The 6525-nt window shown below is 70.3% G+C and carries 6 protein-coding genes; 4 read left to right on the forward strand and 2 right to left on the reverse strand.

Going from position 1 to position 6525, the window contains the following annotated elements:
* The first annotated feature begins 1 nt into the window (after position 1).
* Genes VFV19_05990 through VFV19_06000 form a run of 3 tightly spaced genes read left to right on the forward strand, consistent with a single transcriptional unit; the run spans position 2 to position 3654 of the window.
* Positions 2–1891 (forward strand): aspartyl protease family protein, encoded by a 1890-nt coding sequence (locus VFV19_05990; protein HEX4823842.1) that lies wholly within the window; start codon positions 2–4, stop codon positions 1889–1891.
* Positions 1892–1901: 10 nt separating this feature from the next.
* Positions 1902–2525 (forward strand): hypothetical protein, encoded by a 624-nt coding sequence (locus VFV19_05995; protein ID HEX4823843.1) that lies wholly within the window; start codon positions 1902–1904, stop codon positions 2523–2525.
* A gap of 7 nt (positions 2526–2532) precedes the next feature.
* Positions 2533–3654, forward strand: coding sequence for a glycosyltransferase (locus tag VFV19_06000; GenBank protein HEX4823844.1), 1122 nt, complete (start codon positions 2533–2535; stop codon positions 3652–3654).
* Positions 3655–3713: 59 nt separating this feature from the next.
* Here the strand turns inward: VFV19_06000 and VFV19_06005 are convergent, their stop codons facing one another.
* Positions 3714–4397, reverse strand: a complete 684-nt coding sequence (locus VFV19_06005; protein HEX4823845.1) for a class I SAM-dependent methyltransferase — start codon at positions 4395–4397, stop codon at positions 3714–3716.
* A 2-nt stretch (positions 4398–4399) separates the two neighbouring features.
* A complete protein-coding gene (locus tag VFV19_06010) occupies positions 4400–5497 on the reverse strand; it encodes a glycosyltransferase family 4 protein (GenBank protein HEX4823846.1) in 1098 nt (365 codons plus the stop codon).
* Positions 5498–5545: 48 nt separating this feature from the next.
* Between VFV19_06010 and asnB the strand changes: the two genes are divergently transcribed.
* The coding region (gene asnB / locus VFV19_06015; protein HEX4823847.1) for an asparagine synthase (glutamine-hydrolyzing) at positions 5546–6525 on the forward strand (980 nt) is incomplete at its 3' end.

Genomic DNA, 6525 nt, shown 5'->3' on the forward strand with positions numbered 1-6525 from the left:
CGTGACCGTCCGGCGTTTCGTCCTGGCGGCCGCGCTCGCGCTCGCTCTTCCCGCGGGCGCCGCCGAGACCCCGACGGTCTCGTCGGTCCTGAAGCGCTGGGTCGAGGCGACCGGCGGCGAGAAGGCCTGGAAGGGGGTCAAGGGGGCCACCTACCGGGCCGACTCGGCCCTCCAGCAGATCAAGGGAACGCAGGACGTCGCGGTCGCCCGCGACACGTTCCGCCGTGTCACGACCGAGCAGGGCGACACGCAGGAAGAGGCCGTCGCGGCGGGCGGCGCGTGGCTCCGCGACTGGAACGGCCACGTGCGTGACGTCCAGGGGCGCGACCGGGCCGACCAGCGGGCCGAGGCACTGATCGAGGCGCTCCTCTTCGCGGGGAGCGTCGTCGATGCGGCGAAATTGGCGCCCACGCTCCTTCCCAGGGACGACGCGCACCCGGCGACGGTGCTGCGCTTCGCCCCGAAGGAGGTCGCGAGCTTCGACGTCACGATCGACGACGCGACCGGCCTGCCGTCGAAGTTCACCCGTAACTACTTCGGCGACGACGTCCTCGTCGTCCCCTCCGACTGGCGCGCCGTCGACAAGGTCAAGGTGCCGTTCGCGATCGCGACCGGGGGCGGCGAGGCGGACGATCAGGACACGACAGCGCTTTCGCTCTATGCGCCGGCGAAGAAGGCGCTCCCCGTTCCGGCGCGGCCGGAGGATGGGCCGCGCGACGTCTTCTTCGCGAACAGCCACGCGGCGCTCTCAATCCCGTTCAACTTCGAGAACGACCACCTCATGGTCGACGTCCGCGTCAACGGGCACGAGCCGATGTGGTTCATGCTCGACACCGGCGCCGAGCAGTCGTTCATCAACAAGACGCGGATGGCGGAGTTCGGGCTCACGCCGTTCGGCGCGTCCCAGGCCGAAGGGGGCGGCAATACCGCTCCGACCCAGAACACGAAGGTGCCGGTCGTCAGCCTTCCCGGGGTCGAGCTCCGGAACCAGCGGCACCGCGTCATCGACATGTCCGGCCTCGAGAAGATCTACGGCCGGAAGATGGGCGGGATGTTCGGGTACGACTTCTTCAGCCGCTTCGTCGTGCGCGTCGACTACGACCGGAAGGTGATCGACCTCCTCGACCCGGCCGGCTTCAAGTACAGCGGGAACGGGAAGGCGATGCCGTTCGTCATCGAGGAAGGCGGCCACCCGCACGTCACCGCGACGATCACCGTCCCGACGCCTCCCGCGATCTCCGCCGACCTCGTCATCGACTCCGGCGCCGCCGATACGCTGAACCTCTGCACGCCGTTCGTCCTCGATCACAAGCTTCTCGAGCGCGCGCGGAAGAAGCCACCGGGCGAGCCCAACGTCCTCGCGGGCTCCGAGAAGGAGTTCTTCGCGCAGACGAGCGTGCGCGGGAAGATCGGCGGGCTCACGCTCGGCGCCTTCACCGTCAAGGACATCCCGAACAACCTGATGGTCGCGAAGACCGGCGCGTACGCGTCGCGCGCCTTCGACGGAACCGTCGGAGAGACGATCCTGCGGCGCTTCACGACGACCTACGACTACGCCCGGAACGTCATCGTCCTCGAGCCGAACGCCGACTTCGACAAGCCGTTCAAGGGGCGCAGGACGTTCGGCGCCACGTTCCTCTCGGACGGCGACGACTACCGCGTTTTCAAAGTGACCGGGATCCGCAAGGATTCCCCCGCCGAGAAGGCCGGGCTCAAGAAGGACGACATCGTCGCGTCGATCGACGGCAAGCCCGCGTCCGAGCTCCGCCTCGCGGAGATCCGGCAGCTCTTCCTTCAAGACGGCGAGAAGCGGCACGTCGAGATCAAGCGCGGCGATGCGACCCAGGCCCTCGACTTCGTCGTCAGCACCGTTTCCCTGGACGACGAGTAGACTCTCCCCCGTGAGCGCGACCCCGCCACGCCACTATCGAGCCGGACAGCGCGTGGACGACGAGTGCCGCGCCTGCAAGGTCCTGCGGGAGCACATCGTCGTCGCCGCGAACCCCGACGGCACGATCGCGCAGGTTCAGTGCGATTTCTGCGGGAGCCGCCACCGCTATCACGGCGGCGCCGATCGTCCCCTGCGCACGGTGTCGTCGCCGCGCCCCTATGCGCCCGCGGCACCCCACCCCGCATCCCTCGTCTCCGAGCGTGAGAGGAGCTTCCCCGTGAGCGAGTCCCCCGCCGATCTCGAGATGGTCCTCCGCCGCGTGATCCGCGAGGAGTCGGGCCTCACGGCCGTCGCTCCCGCCGACAAGTGGCGCGGCGGCGAGCTGGTGCTCCGCCCCGGCAGCCCCGGGCTCCAGGAGAAGACCTGGCCGATCGACTCGTTCTTCCACAAGGTCGTCATGCTCCGGAACCGCCTTCGTGTCCTCGAGCAGAACGTCAACGCGCTCGAGATCCCCGAGGACGTCAAGATCAAGCTCCAGGCCTACATCACCGGTTGTTACGGCACCCTCACGAGCTTCAACGTCTTGTTCGCCGATCCCGACGACCGGTTCCGCGGCACGGGCGGCGAGGAGTAACTCGCCCTTGCCCGGCCGGCGCCTGCTCTTCGTGACGTCGGGCCTGGCGCGAGGAGGGGCCGAGGGGTTTCTCGCGCGCCTCGTCGAGCGCCTCGCCATAGGCGGGCACGCGTGCCGCGTCGTCTCGCTCGGATCCGGGGAGCCGCTCGCCGGGGTGCTCGCCGCCCGCGGCATTCCCGTCGAGGAGCTGGGGCGGGCGGCGTGGCGTCTTCGCGGCATCGTGCGCGCGTTCCAGCCCGAGGTCCTCCAAGGGTGGATGTACCGCGGGAACATCGCGGCGAGCTACGTGCGGAACGCGCCGGCGAAGATCCGGCCCTCCCTCGTTTGGAGCGTGCGCCAGGGCCTGCGCGATCTCGACACGAGCCCCTGGACGACGAGGATGGCGGTCGCGTGGGGTGCGCGCCGCTCCGACCTACCCGCGGCGATCGTCTACAACGCGTACGACGCCGCGCGCCAGCACGAGGCCGCCGGCTACGACGCCGAGCGCACGCGCGTCATCGCGAACGGAATCGACGTCTCGTCGTACACCCGGAACCCGGAGGTGCGGCGCAAGGTCCGAGAAGCGCTCGGTCTTCCCGGCGAAGCGCCGGCCATCGTCCTCTTCGCGCGATGGCATCCGGTCAAGAACCATCGCGGTTTCGTCGAAGCAGCGGGCATGCTCGGCCGGAGCAGGCCCGACGTCCGGTTCGTCATGGCCGGTGCCGGAGTCGACCGGTCGAACGTCGAGCTCGGAAGCTGGCTCGACGCAGCCGGAATCCGCGACCGCACCCGTCTTCTCGGCGACCGTTCCGACGTGCCCGATCTCCTCGCCGCCGCGGACCTCGCGACCTTGTCGTCGCACGCCGAGGCGCTACCGAACGCGCTCCTCGAGGCGATGGCGGCCGGCGTCCCGTGCGTCGCTCCCGCGCTCGGCGACATCCCGGACCTCATCGGCGAGGCGGGCGTGCTCGTCCGCCCCGACGACCCCGCGGCGCTCGCCGACGGGTGGGAGCGCGTTCTCGCCCTCGAGCCGGCGGCGCGTGCGCTCCTCGGCGGCGAAGCGCGGGCGCGCGCCTCCGACCGCTTCGACATCGATCGCGCCGCTGGGTCGTTCGCGTCGCTCTACGAAGAGGTGCTCGCGAGGAAATAAGAAGGGGACAGTAACCGAGTTTTTGTTACACGCGAACTGCGCGTGTAACAAAAACTCGGTTACTGTCCCCTTCTCGCGACGAAGACGAGGTTGTGCCCTTCGCCCCATTGGCCGGCGACGGCGAGCGCCTTGCGGATCGCGCCGTGGATCTTCCCCTTCCAGTTGAGGTGCGACCACGGCACGAACCAGCGCCGTGTCACTTCCGGCGCATCGAAGCGCCCGGCGAGGAGCGATTGCATCCGCTCCGGGCTGAACGATTGCTCGTGGCCCCATCGATGAAAGCGCCGGCCGCAGTCGGGGCAGACGACGCGCTGCGACTCGAGCGGCTCGTCGGCGGGGACGGTACCGACGATGCGGCCGCCCGGCTTGAGGACGCGGCGGATCTCGTCGAGGCCGGCCGCAAGCGTCGCGTCGTCCAGGTGCTCGAGCACTTCAGAGACGACGACGCCGTCGAACGAGCCGTCCGGCCAAGGGAGCTTGTCGATGAGGCCGGTCCGCGCGCGGTCGCCGAGCGAGAGCTCGGTCCGCGCGCGCTCGATCGCTTGCGAGTCCGGATCGAGCACGAAAACGCGCACACCGCGTGCCGCCGCCAGGCGCTCGAACGTCCCGTCGCCGACGCCGATGTCGAGCACGTCGGCGCCCGCGGCGAAGAGGCCGGCGACGTAGCGGAGTCGCGGCCCGGCGAGACGGAAAGAACCGGCCCCCTCGTTCTGGAAGTATTCCCAGATGCGCGCTTGTCCCATCGTCAGCTCTCCCTCGTGCCGGCGCCGTCGAGCACCCGGCTCCACATCCCGGCAACCGCCGGCATCGAGAAGCGCTCGAGGACGCCGCGCGCCTTCTCGCCGAGCGCGCGACGCCTTCCCGGATCACGCGCGAGCGAGGAGACGGCCTCCGCGAGCGCGGGCACGTCGCCGGGAGGAACGAGGATCCCGTCGATCCCGTCGCGCACGATCTCCCTGGGACCGCTCGGGCAGTCGAAGGCAACCGCCGCGAGCCCGGCCGCCATCGCCTCGAGGAGCGCGTTCGGAAACCCCTCGTAGCGCGACGACAGGACGAAGATCTCGGCCCCGTTCAGGACCGAGGCGACGTCCGTCACCCTCCCCGGGAGGTGGACGCGCCCCGCGAGGCCGCCGCGGGCGACGCGCGCTTCGAGCGAGGCGCGCTCCGGCCCCTCCCCCAGGATCGTCAGCTCCCATTCCGGGATCGACGCGGCGATCGACGCGAAGGCGTCGACGAGCAGGTCGAACCCCTTCTGAGGATCGAGCCGCCCCATCGCGACGATCGACGGCCGCTTCGGCGCGGCGATCGCGACTGCCGGGAGGTCCGGGACCGGGTTCGGGATCACGACGATGCGTGCCCGCCACGCCGCCGGAAAGAAGTCGGCCGCGCCCTGCGTCTGGACGACGATCGTATGGGCCCACGGGTACACGCTGCGCCGGAGCGCGCGCCAACCCCAGGGAATCGTGTGGTGATGGGGATCGATCCGCTCCGAGACGACGACCGGGATACCGCGGCCGCGCGCCGCGATGAGCGCGAGCACGTTCGTGGCGTCGATGAACGATACGATCCTGTCGGGCTTCTCCTCCGCCACGAACCGGCGCAGGCGCCTGATCCGCTTCCCGTTGTTCGCGAGTGAATGAAGGAAGCTCGTCGAGCGCCGCTTGAGGTCGAGGGTGACGTGGCGTACCCGCGTGCTCAGCGGGTAGAACGGCGGCGCGCTTCCGTCATCGAAGGTCGCTAGGGTCACGTCCCAACCCGACTCGGCCCAGTAGCTGCAGAGGCGCGCGCTCACGCGCTCGGCGCCGCCGCACTCCAGCGAGGCGATGAAGAAGAGAAGCTTCACGTGACGAGCCGGGATGCTAGCACGCCGCAACGTCTACAATGACGCCGCATGTGCGGCTTCGCGGGAGCGTTCGACCCCGGCGCGGACTCGGCGACGATGACGCGCCGTCTGGGTGCCATGGCTGCCGCCCTCGCGCACCGCGGCCCCGACGACGAAGGGCTCTGGAACGATCCGTCGGCGGGAGTCGGCCTCGCCTTCCGGCGCCTCGCGATCCTCGACCTCAGCGCCTTTGGCCATCAGCCGATGGTCTCTGCCGGCGGTCGCTACGTCATCGCGTACAACGGCGAGGTGTTCAACTTCCAAGCGCTGCGCGACGAGCTCGAGGCCGGCGGTGCGAAATTCCGCGGCGGATCGGACACCGAGGTCATGCTCGCGGCGTTCGAGGCGTGGGGGATCGTCCCGTCGATCGCGCGCTTCGTCGGCATGTTCGCGTTCGCGCTGTGGGACCGGCGGGAGCGGAAGCTGCACCTCGTCCGCGACCGCGTCGGCATCAAGCCCCTCTACTACGGGTGGTCGCGCGGCGCGCTCCTCTTCGGCTCGGAGCTCACGTCGCTCCGCGCCCACCCGGCGTTCGAGGCCGCAGTCGACCCGAGCGCGATGGCCGCGTTCCTGCGGTTCAACTTCGTCCCGTCGCCCCACGCGATCTTCAAGGGGTTCGCGAAGCTCGAGCCGGGATGCGTCCGCACGTTCGATCTCGCCGTCCCCCGCCCCGGCGATCCCGGTGCGCTCACGCGCTACTGGTCCCTGCCCGAGGTTGCGCGCGCTGGGCTGGAAGACCCGTTCGCGGGAAGCGACGCCGAGGCGCTCGATCTCCTCGCGGCGACGCTCGAGGAGGCGGTCGCGCTCCGGATGATCGCCGACGTGCCCCTCGGCGCGTTCCTTTCCGGCGGCATCGACTCGTCGCTCGTCGTCGCGCTCATGCGGGCGCGCGCCACCGGGCCGGTCCGCACGTACACGATCGCCTTCGCCGAGCCCGAGTACGACGAGGGCCCCTGGGCGCGGAAGGTCGCCGAGCGGCTCGGCACCGA

The organism is Candidatus Polarisedimenticolaceae bacterium (genome assembly GCA_036275915.1).
In the GTDB taxonomy this organism is placed as follows: domain Bacteria; phylum Acidobacteriota; class Polarisedimenticolia; order Polarisedimenticolales; family DASRJG01; genus DASRJG01.

Excerpts from the sequence above, each read along its gene's own strand:
- VFV19_06005 (HEX4823845.1), bottom strand. The coding sequence starts at position 4,397 with ATGGGACAAGCGCGCATCTGGGAATACTTCCAGAACGAGGGGGCCGGT.